The organism is Kitasatospora cathayae, assembly GCF_027627435.1.
Taxonomy (GTDB): domain Bacteria; phylum Actinomycetota; class Actinomycetes; order Streptomycetales; family Streptomycetaceae; genus Kitasatospora; species Kitasatospora cathayae.
The window spans coordinates 8,683,788-8,698,619 of sequence record NZ_CP115450.1 but is presented as its reverse complement, the minus strand read 5'-3'; the positions used below and the strand labels follow the sequence as shown (position 1 = coordinate 8,698,619).

12 protein-coding genes and 2 pseudogenes are annotated in these 14,832 nt (G+C 71.9%); 7 read left to right on the top strand and 7 right to left on the bottom strand.

Going from position 1 to position 14,832, the window contains the following annotated elements; all coding sequences use genetic code 11:
* The first annotated feature begins 69 nt into the window (after positions 1-69).
* Complete coding sequence (locus O1G21_RS38980; protein ID WP_270150536.1) at positions 70-1,398, top strand: glycoside hydrolase family protein; 1,329 nt, start codon at positions 70-72, stop codon at positions 1,396-1,398.
* Between the two features lie 269 nt (positions 1,399-1,667).
* On the opposite strand, the gene O1G21_RS38975 is transcribed toward O1G21_RS38980, so the two are convergent.
* The 3 genes from O1G21_RS38975 to O1G21_RS38965 form a co-directional block, all read right to left on the bottom strand.
* Entirely contained in the window at positions 1,668-2,057 is a 390-nt protein-coding gene (locus O1G21_RS38975) for a helicase associated domain-containing protein (protein WP_270150535.1), read from the bottom strand.
* Between the two features lie 445 nt (positions 2,058-2,502).
* A complete protein-coding gene (locus O1G21_RS38970) occupies positions 2,503-3,186 on the bottom strand; it encodes a response regulator (protein WP_270150534.1) in 684 nt (227 codons plus the stop codon).
* Positions 3,183-4,397: a sensor histidine kinase gene (locus O1G21_RS38965; RefSeq protein WP_270150532.1), complete on the bottom strand. Its 1,215-nt coding sequence runs from the start codon at positions 4,395-4,397 to the stop codon at positions 3,183-3,185. The genes O1G21_RS38970 and O1G21_RS38965 overlap by 4 nt, the downstream gene beginning before the upstream one ends.
* Positions 4,398-4,540: 143 nt before the next feature.
* On the opposite strand from O1G21_RS38965, the gene O1G21_RS38960 reads away from it, so the two are divergent.
* Both O1G21_RS38960 and O1G21_RS38955 read left to right on the top strand, forming a co-directional pair.
* On the top strand, positions 4,541-5,269 hold the full coding sequence (locus tag O1G21_RS38960; protein ID WP_270150531.1) for an ABC transporter ATP-binding protein: 729 nt from the start codon (positions 4,541-4,543) through the stop codon (positions 5,267-5,269).
* A 145-nt stretch (positions 5,270-5,414) separates the two neighbouring features.
* On the top strand, positions 5,415-7,754 hold the full coding sequence (locus O1G21_RS38955) for an ABC transporter permease (RefSeq protein WP_270150529.1): 2,340 nt from the start codon (positions 5,415-5,417) through the stop codon (positions 7,752-7,754).
* 42 nt (positions 7,755-7,796) lie between these two features.
* Here the strand turns inward: O1G21_RS38955 and O1G21_RS38950 are convergent, their stop codons facing one another.
* Positions 7,797-8,039, bottom strand: coding sequence for a hypothetical protein (locus O1G21_RS38950; protein WP_270150528.1), 243 nt, complete (start codon positions 8,037-8,039; stop codon positions 7,797-7,799).
* Between the two features lie 459 nt (positions 8,040-8,498).
* Between O1G21_RS38950 and O1G21_RS38945 the strand changes: the two genes are divergently transcribed.
* Positions 8,499-8,882: a hypothetical protein gene (locus O1G21_RS38945; RefSeq protein WP_270150527.1), complete on the top strand. Its 384-nt coding sequence runs from the start codon at positions 8,499-8,501 to the stop codon at positions 8,880-8,882.
* A 66-nt stretch (positions 8,883-8,948) separates the two neighbouring features.
* Here the strand turns inward: O1G21_RS38945 and O1G21_RS42005 are convergent.
* Positions 8,949-9,038, bottom strand: a pseudogene (locus O1G21_RS42005) (IS21-like element helper ATPase IstB); the annotation flags it as partial.
* Between the two features lie 171 nt (positions 9,039-9,209).
* Between O1G21_RS42005 and O1G21_RS38940 the strand changes: the two are divergent.
* On the top strand, positions 9,210-11,792 hold the full coding sequence (locus O1G21_RS38940; RefSeq protein ID WP_270150525.1) for an SCO7613 C-terminal domain-containing membrane protein: 2,583 nt from the start codon (positions 9,210-9,212) through the stop codon (positions 11,790-11,792).
* A 276-nt stretch (positions 11,793-12,068) separates the two neighbouring features.
* On the top strand, positions 12,069-12,203 hold the full coding sequence (locus O1G21_RS38935) for a hypothetical protein (protein WP_270150524.1): 135 nt from the start codon (positions 12,069-12,071) through the stop codon (positions 12,201-12,203).
* A 497-nt stretch (positions 12,204-12,700) separates the two neighbouring features.
* Here the strand turns inward: O1G21_RS38935 and O1G21_RS38925 are convergent, their stop codons facing one another.
* On the bottom strand, positions 12,701-13,903 hold the full coding sequence (locus O1G21_RS38925; RefSeq protein WP_270150522.1) for a hypothetical protein: 1,203 nt from the start codon (positions 13,901-13,903) through the stop codon (positions 12,701-12,703).
* A 137-nt stretch (positions 13,904-14,040) separates the two neighbouring features.
* Between O1G21_RS38925 and O1G21_RS42000 the strand changes: the two are divergent.
* Positions 14,041-14,225: pseudogene (locus O1G21_RS42000) on the top strand (hypothetical protein); the annotation flags it as partial.
* 125 nt (positions 14,226-14,350) lie between these two features.
* Here the strand turns inward: O1G21_RS42000 and O1G21_RS38920 are convergent.
* A complete protein-coding gene (locus O1G21_RS38920; RefSeq protein WP_270150521.1) occupies positions 14,351-14,485 on the bottom strand; it encodes a hypothetical protein in 135 nt (44 codons plus the stop codon).
* Between the last annotated feature and the right edge of the window lie 347 nt (positions 14,486-14,832).

The following is a 14,832-nucleotide window of genomic DNA, read 5'->3' as shown; positions in this document are numbered from 1 at the left end:
GCCAGGGGCGGGGAGACGGAGCACGCCCTGACGCACACGTTTGTTCCGCCGGCACGACAGGAGCTGTCCTTGCGCTACGCACCTCCCGGCCTATGCCTCAACGACTTCGCGGTCCTCCCCGGGGACGATGGCTACACCGTCCTCCACCTGCAGGGGCCGTGGACGGACCCGTTCGACGCCATCAAGGCGGAGACCTCCTACGGCAGGGCCACCTCCCCCGACCTCGTGCACTGGCGGCCGCAGGGCGGCGCCTTCGGAGTGGGGCTGCCCGGCCGCTTCGACGAGCACGCGGTGTGGACCATGCACCCGATCCCGCACGGGAACGGCACGGCCATGTTCTACACCGGCGTGACTACCCTGCCCTCCGGCGGCCCGTTGCAGTCGGTCGGCCTGGCGCGTTCGGACCGGGCGGACGGCACCGGCTGGCGGCGGCACGGCACCGAACCGGTGGTCCGTGCCGATCCGCGCTGGTACCGGACCGGCGAAGGCATGGCCTGGCGCGACCCGTTCGTGGTGCGCGACGACGACGGCACCGGCTGGGTCATGGTGGTCTGTGCCAGCGACGCCGCCCTGCCGTTCGAACGCGGCGGCTGCGTCGGACTGGCCACCTCCGACGACCTCGAACACTGGCAGGTGCACCCGCCCCTGCTGTCGCCCGGTGACGTCGACGAGTTGGAGTGCCCGGTCCTGGAACGGCTGGAAGATGGCTGGCTGCTGCTCGGCTCCATCGGCGCCACCCGCCACATCGAAGCCTGGACCGCGCCGCACCTGGACGGCCCGTGGGTACGACGCGGTCCGCTCGGGCCGCCCTTGGCGTACGCGCCCCGGGTCGTCACAGCGCCGGACGGCGCCCGGGTCGTGCTGCACACTGTGCCTCGCCGGGTCGGGCTCCAGGACTCCGGCGCCGCCTGCCGGGGCATGCTCGCCCAGCCGAAAGCCCTGACCCGGGCGGACGACGGGGCGCCGCGGTTGACATGGTGGCCCGGACTGGACAGCTGGCTGGAGGAGCCGGGTGAGCAGGCGGTGCTGCACGCGGTGGGGGACGTGGCGGTCGCCGGGCCGACCGAGGTCGTGCTGCGGACGGGCGTTGACGGCGCCCCGGCGCTGACCGTCCGGTGGGCGGACGGCCGGCTCGGGGTCCAGGGGCCTGGTGACGCGGTCCTCGCGTCCACCGAACTTCCCGACGAACCGAGGCGGTTGCGCATCCTGACGGTCGGTGAGTACGTCGAACTCTACGCGGACGACGCCTTCGTGCTGGTCGCCCTGAGCTACACCGGCAGCAGCTGCCGGTGGACCGTCACCTGCGGCGGCGCGACGCACACGGTGCCCGTCAGGCCGGTCCGGCTGCCGGACGAGCACCGCGACGACGCCTCCGCGCTGTGGCCCGGCCCGCACTGACCGGGGCACCGCAGGTGGCCTTCACCCCGGAGTCCGGGCCGTCCGCGACGACACATACGCCGTCATGGGCGGCTTCACCATCCTTGGCGCAGCTGCCGACGGGCAGGGCATCCGACCAGGCTGAGTTGTGCCCATCAGGCCACGGGCACCCCGTGGCCAGGAGGCCCGGCACGGGCCGCTCCCGGGCCGCGCGAGGCCACCCCGCGTTCCCGGGCCGGACAGCACGTCAGGGAGCGGTGGTGCCCCGTCAGGGGCCGTCGGTGGTGCCGCTACGCGAACCCCGAACCGGACCGACCGGCCGACCTCCACCGCCGCTGGCGGCGCATCCACGCGCCGACCGCGTAGTCGTCCAGCTTCTCGGTGGCGGGGATCGCCAGGTGGCCGTGCTGGTGATGGAACGCGGCGGCAACGGCGTGCATCCGCTGCCACTCGACCGCACGCGGGTTGAACGCCCGCAGCTTCACGGTCTGCAGAATCTGCGCCGCGTGGTGCCGGGCATTGATCTTCAGCCACTCGATCGGCGACTCGATGGGGGCCGGCTGCATTTCCCCCTCTCCCCCGGCCTCGGCGGCCTCGCCCTCGGCCGACTTGGCCGCGGTGGTGTGCGCGGTGCCCTGCGAGCGGCTGGCGCGCAGCTCGGTTTCGCAGGTCGACGGCATTCGGGAGGTAAGAAATTCTGACCTCCCCCGAAAGCGCAGAAGGGCCCGTCTCCCTCCGGCTTCGACACCGGGGAGAGACGGGCCCTTCACTGTGCTGGGGATCAGGCCGCGACGAGAACGCCCGCGCGGTCGAGGCCGATCGCACGGCTGGCGGTGGCGAGGGTGGCGCCCCAGTCACCGGCGTGGTTGGTGCTGGTCACGAGCACCGGCCCACGGGTGGTCCAGTACGCCCGGTCCTCCGCCGGGTCGACGAATGCTTCCAGCCCGCTGTACCACGTGACCCAATCTGCGATCTCAGGCAGCCGGCAACGCGGACGGGCGGTGAAGTCATGGGGGTCTCTCAGTTTTGTCCGTTGTCCGCCCCGCAGCACTTCACCCAGGTGGGTGTGCTGGCGTGTCTGGAACGCGACGAACTCGCAGTCTCGATCGTCCCTCTCCCCCTGCCCTACCGTCTACGCGGCACGAGTCCGGTCTCGAAGGCGATGATCGCCAGGTGGACGCGGTCCCGAGCTCCGAGCTTGGCGAACAGACGCGCGACATGTGTCTTCGCGGTCGCTGCGCTGATCACCAACCGCTCGGCTATCTCAGCGTTCGACAGTCCCTGTCCGACCAGTGCCAGCACCTCGCGCTCCCGGTCGGTGATCCCCGCGATGAGACTTGAGTCCGCGGCGGGCTCGGCGTCCGGTTCGGGGGCCGCGGGGGCGGAGGTTCCGGCGAAGTCCGCGATCAGCCGTCGGGTCACGCTCGGCGCGATCAACGCGTCGCCGGCCGCTACCACGCGGATCGCGTCCAGGATCGCGTCCAGGGCCATGCTCTTGAGCAGGAATCCGCTGGCCCCGGCGCGCAGTGCGCCGTAGACGTACTCGTCGTCGTCGAAGGTCGTCAGCACCAGCACCTTGGGCGGGTCCGGCTCGGCGGTCGCCTGACGGGTCGCCTCGATCCCGTCCATGCCCGGCATCCGGATGTCCATCACCACGACGTCCGGCCGCAGCTCACGCACCAGGCGCACCGCCTCGCGGCCGTCGCCGGCCTCGCCGACCACCTCCAGGTCGTCGGTGTCGCCGATCAGGATCCCGAGCCCGACCAGCATCAGCGGCTGGTCGTCGACCAGCAGCACCCGCACGCTCATGCCGGGAGCCTCGCCGTCACCCGGAACCCGCCCTCCGGACGCCGGCTCGCGCTGAACTGGCCGGACAGTAGCGACACCCGCTCGCGCATGCCGAGCAGGCCGAAGCCGCTCCCGCCGGCCGCCGCCGAGAGCCTCGCCCGGCTCGGCCCGCCTGGACCGTCGTCCCCGTCGTCCACCACCTCGATCGTCACTCCGGTCGGCTCGTAACCGACCGCGACCCGGCACGTCCGCGCACCGGAATGCCGCACCACGTTCGTCACCGACTCCTGGACGATCCGGAACGCCGACAGCTCGATCTCCGGCGGCAGCGGACGCTGCTCGCCCCGCCAGGTCACGTGGACCCGCACCCCGGCGTCGGCCGTGCGTTCGGCGAGCCGCGGGATATCGGCCAGGCTGCCGCCCGGCGCCAGCGGAGCGGCCCGCGGCATGGCGTCGTCCGGCTCGGCGCGGCGCAGCGCCCCGAGCATGCGCTGCAGCCCGAGCAGCGTCTCCCGGCTGGTGGTCTCGATGCCGGTCAGCGCCTGCCGCGTCTGCTCGGGCTTGGTCTCCACGACCCGCGCCGCCGCTCCCGACAGCACCGTGATGATCCCGATGCTGTGCGCGACGCTGTCGTGCAGCTCGCGGGCGATCCGCAGCCGCTCGGCCATGACGGCGCGGGCCTCGGTCTGCTCGCGCAGGGCGTCGAGGTATTCACGGCGTTTGCGGTACACCCCGCCGAAGACCCATGCGACCGCGAACACGAACGCGAGCTGCCCGGCCCCCCGGGCCGCCTCGCCGACGGATTCCCCGGGGTGGACGAGGGTGCGTTCGACGAACGCGGTCGCGACGGCCGCGACGGAGGCGACGGCGGCAGCCTTCGGCCGCCGGGCGGCGAGGTACCCACCCAGGACCGGGAGCAGGGGGAGCACGATCCAGGGCCGCGCGCCGATGAGGTCGCCGAGGGCTTCTTCGCCCAGGACCGCCGCGAAGACCGCCGCGGGTAGACGGCGCACCAGCAGGATCGGAAGGGCGAGCACGAGGCAGAGACCGATCCTCTGGTCGGGCCTGAGGTCGGGGAGCAGGAACGGGCCGCCGTGGTGCGGGATCGGACCGAGCGGCATCGTCCAGAAGAGCATCAGCGCGTAGAAGCAGGCGGCGGCCAGCACCACGGCCTGCGCCGTCAGCCAGGTCACGGGTTTCGATGTCGAGAAACGCTGGAGCAGCTCTTCCATGCGGAGATCGTATGGACTGGCATCGGCTCTGCGCGTCGCCCCGGGGATGTACGCGGGGTACACCCCCGGGCCGACGGCCGGGGAGAGAGGTGACATCCGTCGGCCGACGCGGTGGATCACGGTCCGTTCCTAGGTTCGTGGCCATGACGAACGCACCGATGATCGAGCTTCACGACGCGACGAAGAAGTACGACGACGGCCCGCCCGCGCTGGCCGGGGTGACCTTGTCCGTGGCGGATGGTGAGTGCGTGGCGATCCTCGGCCACTCCGGCAGCGGCAAGTCCACGCTGCTGAACCTGATCGCGGGTCTGGACAAGCCTTCCAGCGGCACCGTGACCGTCGACGGCATCCGCGTCGACCAGCTCGGCGAGGCCGATTCGGCGAAGTACCGCCGGGCCTCCATCGGCATGGTCTTCCAGTTCTTCAACCTGCTGGACGACCTGACCGTGTTGGACAACGTCATGGTTCCGGCACAGCTGGCCGGGATGGGCAAGGGCGAAGCGAAGCGGCGGGCCGTCGACCTGCTCGGCTCGCTGGGCATCGACCGGCACGCCAAGGCCTACCCGCAGCGGCTGTCCGGCGGGCAACGGCAGCGGGTTGCGGTGGCCAGGGCCCTGATGAACGACCCGGCGCTGCTGCTGGCCGATGAGCCGACCGGCGCGCTGGACTCGCGCTCGGCCGAGGACGTGCGCCGGCTGCTGCTGGAGCTGAACGCCGACGGCCAGACCATCCTGCTGGTGACCCACGACATCCAACTGGCCGCGAACACCGCGCGACGCACGATCGAGCTGGTGGACGGTGCCGTGGCCCGGGACGTGGTCAACACGGCCGGCGGCGCCACCTCCAACAGCTCGACGGGAGCGGTCCGATGACGCGGCTCCCAGCGCTGCCGTCCCAGCGCCTGTACGCGGTTTCCTTCCGGGCCGTGGCCCGTCTGCTGCCGGCGGCGGGCCGATGAGCGCCCTGGGCAAGGTCGTGCGCTCCGGCGTCGGCCGGCGTCGTGTGCAGTCCCTCGTGATGGCCCTGACGACGTTCGCGGCCGTCACCTCCTCGGTGCTCTCGCTCGGTCTGCTGGCCGCCGTGCAGACTCCGTTCGAGAACGCCTTCAAGGCCCGCAACGGCGCGCATCTGTCGGTCCAGTTCGACGGCTCGAAGGCCACTGCCGCGCAGGCCGCCGCCACCGCGCACGCCGCCGGCGTCACCGAGGCGTCCGGGCCGTACCCGGTCACCTCAGCCCTGAACACGAGCTTCGGTACGGACTGCACCGCGAACATCGCCCCGGGCATGCCGATGGCCGGTCGCGCCGACCAGCCGGTCATCGCCACCACCCGGCCCGACCTGGCCGGCACCTCCGGCCTGGACCATCTGGCCCTGGTCGATGGTAGGTGGCCGACCACCGCGAACGAGATCGTCCTGGCCTCATGGGACCATCACTGCGCAGGCGGTTCCGTGGTGTTCGACTCGCTGCCGGGCAAGCCCTCGTTCAAGGTCGTCGGCCTGGCGAACTCGCTGACCAACACCGCGACCGGCTTCCTCACCGGCGACGGCTTCGCGCGGATGACCGCCGCCGGCGCCAAGACCGACGAGCAGATGCTCTACCGGTTCGCCAAGTCCGGGACCGAGGCCGACCTCGCCACGGACAAGCAGGCGATCGCCGCCGCCGCGCCGGCCGACTCGGTCGAGAGCGGACAGTCCTACCTGGCCGCGGAGAAGCAGGCCGTCGGCAGCGCGAAGTCCTTCGTGCCGTTCCTGGTCGTCTTCGGCGTCCTCGGTCTGTTCCTGTCGGTGCTGATCATCGCGATCGTGGTCAGCGGCGCGGTGGTCTCGGGAATCCGGCGCATCGGGATCCTGAAGTCGCTCGGCTTCACCCCCTGGCAGGTGGCCCGCGCCTACGCCGCGCAAGCCCTGATCCCGGCGGCGATCGGCGTGGTGGGCGGCACGCTGTTCGGCAACCTGTTGGCCGTTCCGGTCCTGGGCAAAGCCAGCAAGGATCTGGGTGCCGCCGACGCCAGCCTGCCGGTGTGGGTCAGCCTCGTCGTGCCGATCGGCACCTTGGTCATCGTCGGTGTCACCGCGCTCATCCCGGCACTTCGGGCCGGCCGGATGCCGGCGGTGCAGACCCTGGTCGTCGGCCGTGCCCCGAAGGCCAAGCGTGGCCAAGGCGCGCAGCGCCTGGCAAGCAGGCTGCCGCTGCCCCGGCCGATGTCGTTGGGACTGGCCCAACCGTTCGCCAAGCCGGCCCGGGCCGCGCTGGTCGGCGCCGCGGTGCTGTTCGGCGCGGTCAGCGTCACCTTCGCAATCGGGCTGGAGACCACCTTCACCAAGTACATGGACACGGATACCGCCGGTTTCAGGGCCGCGTCGATGCTCGTGGTGCCCGCCGGCACGCCCGCCGGCCTCCACTCCCCCGGCGGCGGCCCTGCCAACCCCCACTTGGACTCCACCAAGGTGGCCGCCGCGATCGCTTCGGTCCCGGGCACGAAGGCCGCGTTCGGCTGGGGCGACAGCGGCGCGACCGTGTTCGGCGCACCGACGGGGGACCATACGATTGTGGACACCACCACCGGCGACCTGTCCTGGACCAACCTGGGGCTGCTGCACGGCCGTTGGTACCAGAACCCCGGCGAAGCCGTGATCAACGACCACCTGGCCTCGACGGCCGGGATGCAGGTCGGCGACACCGTCACCGTGACGCAGGACAACAAGCGACTGCCGCTGCGGATCGTCGGCATCGACTTCGATGCCAGCAGCAGCGGGGTCGTGATGGCCGATTCGGCCACGTTCACCGCCGCCGGTCTGACGCCGTACATCACCCAGTTCAACGTCAAGCTGGCCGACAACGTCAGCGGCCCGGCCTGGTCCGCCTCGGCCACCCCAGCGCTGACCCCGCTGCACGCCGAGGCCACCCCGAACATCACGTACGCGAACCTCACGGTGCTCACTATGGTCGCCCTGGTGGCCACCCTCACACTGATGATGATCGCGGTCGCCGCGCTCGGCGTGCTGAACACCGTGGTGCAGGACACCCGGGAACGGATCCACGACCTGGGGATCTTCAAGGCCCTCGGGATGACGCCCAAGCAGACCATCGCGATGGTGCTGACCTCGGTGAGTCTCACCGGCCTGGTCGCCGGGCTGATCGGGGTCCCGATCGGGATGGCGGTGGAGAAGGTGACGCTGACCCAGATGGGGAGTGCGATCGGCAGGAACCTGCCGTCGAGCGTGACCGACGTCTACACCGCCGGGATACTGCTCCCGCTGCTGGCAGGTGGGATCGCGATCGCCCTGCTCGGGGCACTGCTGCCGGCCGGCTGGGCGGCGCGCTCCCGGACCGCCACCGCGCTGCGGACCGAGTAGAACCCTCGATCGGGCCCGGAGGCCAGGGATCGGGCTTGCGGGTCAGGCCCGCCAGTTCCTCGGGCGGTTCACTCCGTCCCTGACGATCGTCAGGTGGGCCTTGGTCTCCTGCAGGCTCGTCCGCGGGGCCTGCTTGCGCAGGTGTTGCATGGCGCCGGCGGCCCTGACCGCGTCCGCGATGCGGTAGACGGCCAGCTCCGGGATCAGCCTCGCCCATGCCCCGGTCGGCCGCTCCCGCTCCAGCAAGGCCTCGACCAGATCGACCGCTCGTTCCCTGGAAATCACGGTCCCGTCCTTCACTCCGGGTCAACCGGATTTCCGCGCACCCGGTCGTCGATCCAATGCCGTCCAGCGCGCGGCGCGGGAGACCAGCCATCGCTGCCGGGACCGGCCAACCACCACCTCTAACCCGGACCACCACCTGCACAAGGCCGTCGAACCAGTGGCCGACCATCCACACCGCCGACGGCGACCGGACGAGAGGCCAGCAGAGCGGCCCAGGGCGCCGTATCGAGGCGCAACATCGGCTCCAGGGCCAGAACGACAGCACCCCAGCGAAAGCCGGGGCGCAGCGGCGAGGCAGCGGGCGGCGAGCACAAGGCCGGCGGACCAAGCGATGGCCAGTTCGCCGTCCGGGCGTCGGCGAGGTGGCCGGGGACGACCTCGGCCACCGGGGGCGGCAGCGACCGAAGCGACCAAGGCCGCGGGCACCGGGGGCACCGGGGTACGGGACATGATCCGTCCATGGAACGAGTGATTGATCTCGATGAGGCGGCTGCAGAAGTAGCTGATCGGGCGCCGGGGTGGCGGGCTGCAGGGCTGAGGGTGGGTCGGGTGACCTGGCGTGATGAAACGGCGGCATGGCCTCAGCGGCTAGAGACGGACAGGTCGATGGTGAACCATCCTGACTCGGTTGGTGTGCTCATCTCGGGCCCGGCGGAGGCTGAGCTGTCGGTGGTGCTGTTCCGTGGCGGCTGGGCCGATGTCGACTACGCCGTCGGCACGGACGACGCCGGCGCCCTTCCGGCCTCTGGCATCGCTTCAGCTCGGGAGTTCGGCATCCAGCTCGACAGCTGGGTGGCCCATGTGTTCGGTCAGCTCTCGTGCTCAAGCGAATCGAACCTTTGAGGTGGGCTGCCTCGGCGCCTGTCGACCGGAACCGGGGATGACCCCTGGCTGCGATCCTCGGACGACGGCCTGCCGCTCGGCGGGCGCGGGTGGTGCGAGGCGGTAGGAGTCGGTGCCGGTCTCGATGACGTTTCCGCCGAAGGCAAGCCGGCCGACGTCGAGCAGGGCGACCGGGGCACACGGCAGCCTCCCCCGCGGGTTCTGTCATGGCCTCAGCAAGTCACCGCCCGGGCCGGGGTGGAATCCGCGCGGGCCACGTCGATGGCGTTCGAATGTGAGTACGTCTACTCATGTGCGGACCGGGCCGCCTCCGTCAGACTCCTAAACATGATCAGCAGTGCTCCGCCCCCGCCCCACCAGCCGCCGGCCGCCTCACTGGGGTGCCCCGACTGCGGTGATGGGCTGCCTCCGACCGGGCCCGCGCGCTGCCCCGCCTGCCGGCTGCCGTTGAGCGGGCCGGTCGCGGCGCGGCTGTGGCAGGTGGAGAAGGGGCTCGACGCCGTCGAGAAAAGGCGGGTGACGCTGCTGCGGCTGCGGGAGGAGTTGCTCGCCGAGCTGCGGGCGCTGCGCGACCTGCCGGACGCGCCGTCGCCCGCCCCCGCGTGGCCGCAGCCTGTCCCACGTACCGGGGCAACGGGCGAGGTGTCCGGGCGTTCGGCGCAGACCGCCCTGCTGGTCCTCGGCGGCGTGCTGGTGAGCATCGCGGCCCTCGTGTTCACGGTGGTCAGCTGGGGCCGGATGGGTGTCGCCGGCCGGGCCGCCGTTCTGTTCTGCCTCACCGCCGCCGCGCTGGCCGCGCCGCTGGTGCTGCGTTGGCGCCGGCTGTTCGCGACGGCCGAGACCTTCGCCGGCATCGGCGTCGCGCTGCTCCTGCTGGACGGGTTCAGCCTGGAGTACCTCGGGCTGGGAACCTCCAACGTGGCGGGCTACTGGGCGGGCGTCACCGCCGTGGTCTCCGTCGGCTCGACGGTTTACGGGTGGGGGCTGCGGATCGGGGTGCCGGTGTTCGCGGGCTATCTGCTCGCCAGGCTGCCCCTCCTGCTGGCCGTCCACGCCGCCGGATTCGGTTCCCTGACGGGGTCCGCCGCCGCGATGGCCGCGACGGTGGCCCTGGACTACGCGATCGGACGGCTGGCGCTGGGCCGGCTGGCGCGGCCCGACCGGCCGCTCCCGAAGGGTGTGGTGAACCTCTACGGGGCGTTCGGCCTCGCCTGGGCCCTGCTGGCCGGCGCGTTCGCGCTGAAGGTCTCGTTGGATTCCGGTCTCGGCCTGTCGCCGGTGGAGGGTGACGACCGGGTCGGTGCCTCGCTCGGCGCCTGGCTGCCGCTGGGGCTGCTGGCGCTGGTCGCCCTGGCGGTCTCCCGTCCGGACGGTTTTCTCGGGCTCGGCCTGACCGGCCGCCGGATCGCCGCCCAGGCGGCGGGCGCGGCGGCGGTGGCCGCGGGCGGCGGGACGCTCGCCGCGCTGCTCCCGGGCGGCTGGGGCGCGGTGGGCTTCGCCGTCCCGGCGGTGCTGCTCGCGGTGGCGGGCGCCGCCCGGCTGCGGCGGCGCCCGCTCGACGGCCGGGTGATCCCGGTCGGGCTGCTGACGGTGGCGGGCGCGGTGCTGCTCGTCACCTCGGCGGCCTCCCTGGCGCAGCTGTTCCCCGGGGTGGTCGAGCCCGCCGCGCACTGGCAGGCGGCCTGGGAGGGCACCCGGGCGGTACAGGGGAGCCAGTCGACCCCGGCCGCCGCGCTCACCGCGCTGTGGCTGCTGGTGGCCGCCGGGGTGGCGGTACGCCTCCTCGGGCTGAGGGGGTCTGCGACCGCCGGGGCGGAGGCGGCCTTGTCGGCCGTCGCGTCCTTCGCGCTGGCGCTGCTGCCGGTGGCGTTCGGGCTGTCGCCCGTGATGGCGGTCGGGTTCGTCACCGCGCTGGCTCTGGTAGGCGGTTGGTTCCTCCCGGTACGGCCGGCGCTGATCGCCGGCGTGATCCTCTCGGGCACGCTGGCGCTGCTGTGGGCGCTCGCCGACCGCCCATCCACGATCGTCGTCCTGGCTCTGGCGGCGGGGCTCGCCGTCGCACTGACCGTCCGGGGGCGTCCGGCACCGGCCGTCACCGCCGTGCTGGCGGTGGCCGCGCTGGGCGGGGAGGCGGCGGCGGTCGCCGTCACGACGGGTCTGGAGCGGCCGGATCACCTGCTGGCGGTGCTCGCGGTCGCCCTCGCCACCGCGCCGGTGGCGGCGAGGCTCGCGGCGCGTACGGACTCGGCCGTCCCTGCCGCCGTGGAGTTCGCGGGCTACGGCATGGCGGCGCTCGTGCTGCTGCTGAGCGCGGACGTGCCGGGGCGGCTCTGCTTCGAGCTGGCGGTGACCGGGGCCGCCGCGCTCGGTGTCGGCCTGCGGGCGGACCGGCGGCGCAGCGCCCCGGCGGTCGGGGTCGCGCTGCTGATCGCGGCCTCCTGGCTCTGGTTGGCGCTGGCGGACGTCCACGCACCCGAGGCGTACAGCCTGAGCCTGGCGGTGGCCGCCCTGGTCTTCGGCCATCTGCGGCGCGGGCGGTTCGCGGAGGAGGGCCTCGGCTCCTGGCCGGTGTACGGTCCGGGGCTGGCGGTCGGGCTACTGCCCAGCCTGTGGGCGCTGTTCCTGGACGGGTACTGGCTGCGGCCGCTGCTGCTTGGCGTCGCGGCGCTGGTGGTGACGGTGCTGGGGGTGCGGCTGCGGCTGCAGTGCCCGCTGGTGCTGGGCGGTGGGGTGCTGGTGCTGGTGGCGGGGCACGAACTCGCCCCCACGGTGGTGCAGGTGCTCGGTCTGCTCCCCCGCTGGGTGCCGCTGGCCGCGGCCGGGGTCCTGCTGCTGGCGCTCGGCGCCACGTACGAGCAGCGGCTGCGCGACGCCCGTCGGCTGCACGGGGCGCTGCGCCGGCTGGGCTGATCGCCACCTGGTTCGACGGTCCGGTCCGCCGCCGCGCCCCGGACCGCGTTGACCGGCTGCTCGCCGCAGTGACCCTGTCCCGCGCCGCAGCCTCACATCGGCCCGCCACCGTTGGATGTCCCCCTCAGCCGCCGCCCTGGCCGTTCGAATCGAGGTACAGCGGCGGCACAGTCCAGTCGGCCGCTCCCAGTAGGGGCAGCCGCACAGGTCGCAGCCCTCGCAGGGCGTGCACTCCTCGGCCCGATCCATGGGTTCAGTAGCGATGAGAAGGGTCGGTTGGGGCTGGCCGCGGTGGTGGACTCTCATGAACATCCGGGCCCGGGCGAGTTCATCAATGACCTCGCCGAAGGCATCGTTGTCGAGGCGCAGCACTTCCCGGACGTGGGGGACGCTCCGGTCGGTGCCGCCTGACGACTCCGTGGTGAGGATTGCGATCTTCGCCATCGGACTGAGTTCCGGGTCCCACAGCAGGTCTGGGGAGACGACGACGTCCCGCGGTTCTTTCGAACCTCTGATGATCACTGCCGTGATGTCCTCCGTTCCGAGCGGGCCGCCCCCGGGGGTTTGCTGCTGCCGGCGTTCAACGCGGGGTGGTCGCCTTGGTCACGGACGGCGGCTCGTCCCAGGGGCATCCGGCTGACGCGGCCGGGTCCTGCCCGGGGTCGCCGTGGTCCCCGGTCGGTGCATCAGGGCAGGCGGGCCCGAGCCGCCCGTGCGACGGCCCGGACACCGCCGTGGCCCAGCATCCTGGCTTCAGCGCCCATCAGCAGACGCCGTTGCCGCTCATCCAGGTGCGGGAACAACACCTCGAACTTCAAGGCGAGTTGGTCACGGATCGGCTCGGAGATACGCCTACCACATCAACGAGCCCAAGACCGTGAAGCAACATGTTGTTCCTCTGCAAGCCTTTAGGAGCAGCCGGGTACGGTGCTGGGGTTACCGCAGTTGTTGGGCTGGTTGAGGACGACGGGGCTGACGTTCAGTGTCACCGTGCCGCTGGCCCTGAAGATGCCGCCGGCGTCTGCACCCGTTCCCAGCGCCTGGTTCTTGGTCACCGGGCTACGGGTGAGAGTCGTGTTGCCGGAGGCCGTGTTGACGATGCCGCCACCGCGGGAGTTCGTACCGTTGGTGGTGTTGCCGGTGACCGGGCTGTCGGTGAGCCGCACCGTGCCGGTCAGGTTGTAGATGCCGCCGCCCTGCGCATTGGTACCAGTGGCGGTGTTGCCGGTGACCGTGCTTGTCTGCAGCGTGATGGTGCCGGCTTGCGCGATGCCGCCGCCCAGCGCATTGCTACCGGTGACGTCGTTGCCGGAGACTACGCTGCTGGATAGCGTCACCGTCGTGCCGACCGCGGCGGCGATCCCGCCGGCCAGGGTTCTTGCGTGGTTGCCGATGATCGTGCTTGTGCTGACGGACGCCGTGCCGGAACCTCCGAACGGGCTGACGAAAAGGGCCCCGCCGGCCGCCGCGGTGTTGTTGCGGAGCACGCTCCCGTTGACGGTCAACGTGCCGTTGTCGTTGTCGACGGCCCCGCCGAAGGTGTCGGCGGTGTTGGTGGTGAGGATGGTGTTGTTCAGCATCAGTTCGGGCCCGCTGCCGCTGAGCCAGATGGCACCGCCCCGGCCGTTGCCGAGGCTGCTGGACGCGTGACCGTTGCTGAGGGTCAAGCTGTTGAGAGTGAGGTTCCCGTTGGAGCCGTTGACTTGGAAGAAGCGGAAATTGGCCGCGCTTGCCGCTCGGGTGATGGTGTCGCCGTTTCCGTTGATCGTAACGGTGCTTGTGATGACCGGCAGTCCGTTGTCGTCGTTCGGCGGTGCGGCGTCAGTGAGGGTGTAGGTGCAACCCGGTTTGAGGTTGACCGTGCCGCCCACCGCGGCGACAGCGCCGATCGCGGCTTGCAGGTCGCTTTCGCTGCAGCTGGGCACGTTCACGATCGGCCCCTGGGTGGTGGCACGATCGGTTCTGCTTGCCTCGGCGGAGGGCATGCCGAGCGCCGGGTTGAGGGGCCCCGTAGCCGACTGCGACACGCCGAGTACGTCCGTGTCCGAGGCGGCCGCTTGTGCGGTAGCGGGTGGCGTAATGACGCCAAAAGCAACGAGGGTGAGTCCCATGTGAATGGGGGCTCTACGAGAGATGCTCAGTCGCAACGGGGCTCCTTCGGGTAGATCGCGAGTGTCGTTCCAGTGAGTGACACCGGAACACAGTGATCTATGTCGTATCAGCCGATGAAATGAACCGGGACGCTCCGATGTCACCCGGCAGGGGGTGTGCTGCGAGGTATGCGCAGGGCGGCGGTTTGACCGACGCGGAGAGAGTCGCGCGGGAGCGGGTTCGGCGGCGGGCCATGGAACGCTTCGAGACGTGGACAGGAACACGGACGTCGCGGCGGCGCTGCGGGTGAGCGTGCACTCGGTGGAGCGCCGGCGCCGGCAGTGACGCGGGGGCGAGGATCTCCGCCATACCGTCCGCGAGGACATGGTCGATCGGGGCTTCGCTATGCGCGAGCTGGTCTATCCGCAGGGCGGTCTCGATGAGCCGGCGGCCGGCGATGCCCGGGTTCAACGACGCACCACCCCGCCGAACACCGGGCCGTCCCCGGCAGCCCAGCCGGGGACCACCAAGGCCGCCAGGCCGCCGGGCAGGGCCCGCCAGCCAGCGCCGCAGGCCACCCCGACCCGACGACGCACCACCACCCCACCCCCACCACCAGGAGGACAGGGGCGCGCAGAGAGAGGGTTGTCGGAATTACCGCCCACCTCGGTTGGCCCGCTGAGCTGCACAGATGCCACCCCGCGCCCGGGGCGGGGGTGCTCGCATCAGGAGCCACATCAGGAGTCACAGCAGGAGCCACATCAGGACCTGCATCAGGACGCATCGAGAGGCCCGGGAAGGGCCGTTCCCGGACCGCACGGACGCCGGGCCGCACTCCCGGGGCCGGACGGTGCGTCAGGTCCGGGGAGCCGCTGCCAGGGGCCGCCCGTGGGGCATCGGTCGGGCCGAGGGGGGCGGTGCCGGATCCGGTCGGCGTCGACAGTCCAAC